Source organism: Vibrio sp. YT-19(2023) (genome assembly GCF_033337395.1).
Window position 1 is genome coordinate 1 of sequence record NZ_JAWOQN010000289.1, and the last position, 855, is coordinate 855.

Below are 855 nucleotides of genomic sequence, written 5' to 3' on the forward strand. Positions count from 1 at the left end.
TTCTACGCCTTCAGGACGCAACGCATGGCATGCACGCAATACATCGAGCAAATCCCAACGCGAGTTGCCGTTTTGCCAGCTCCACGCGTATGGATCGATAAAGTTGCGGTAACAGGTGTAACGCGTCACTTCGTCATCAAAACGAATGCTGTTGTAGCCTAGGCTGGTGGTTTTGGGTTTCGATAACTCGGCGTGCATCTTAGCAATGAACTCAGGCTCAGATAGGCCTTCTTGCATCGCCTTTTGCGGCGTAATACCCGTAATTAATGTGGCTTCCGGAGAAGGTAGATAATCAGCAGGAAGCTGGCAGTACATCACCAGAGGTTCGCCGATGATATTGAAGTTTTCATCTGTGCGAACACCAGCAAATTGGCTTGGACGATCTTTCGCGGGATTTGTACCCCAAGTCTCGTAGTCAAAGAAGAAAAAAGTGGGCTGATTATCTTGGTGCATTCTGCTTACCGTTTACGGAACCGATAAGAGTATTAGACCATTCAACGCCTTGACTAGCAACGAAAGATGCAAGGTGAAGTTGTGAAAATGAAAAAGCCGATGGCGAACCATCGGCTTGAAGTTTTGCATTTGTCTGCTTAGGCAGCAAATAAGGATTAGGCTTTCGTTTCTTCAAGAGCCGTTTCAGCTTCTGAGGACTTCAACACTCGGCTTGCAATGGTGCCTGCCGTCATTGAGCCAGAAACGTTCAGCGCAGTACGAGCCATATCAATCAGAGGTTCAATTGAGATCAAAAGTGCAGCGATCGTTACAGGCAAGCCCATTGCTGGAAGAACAATCAATGCCGCAAATGTTGCGCCGCCACCAACGCCCGCAATACCAAACGAGCTGATAGTAATGATC

At 48.0% G+C, this 855-nt stretch carries 2 protein-coding genes; both read right to left on the reverse strand.

Annotation, left to right across the window (positions count from 1 at the left end; genetic code table 11):
• Window positions 1-453 (reverse strand): exodeoxyribonuclease I (sbcB, locus tag R7E78_RS25450; RefSeq protein WP_318058517.1); only part of this gene is annotated, 453 nt, incomplete at its 3' end.
• A 155-nt stretch (window positions 454-608) separates the two neighbouring features.
• Window positions 609-855, reverse strand: a 247-nt coding sequence (locus R7E78_RS25455; protein ID WP_318058518.1) for a cation:dicarboxylate symporter family transporter, incomplete at its 5' end; no start/stop codon positions are given.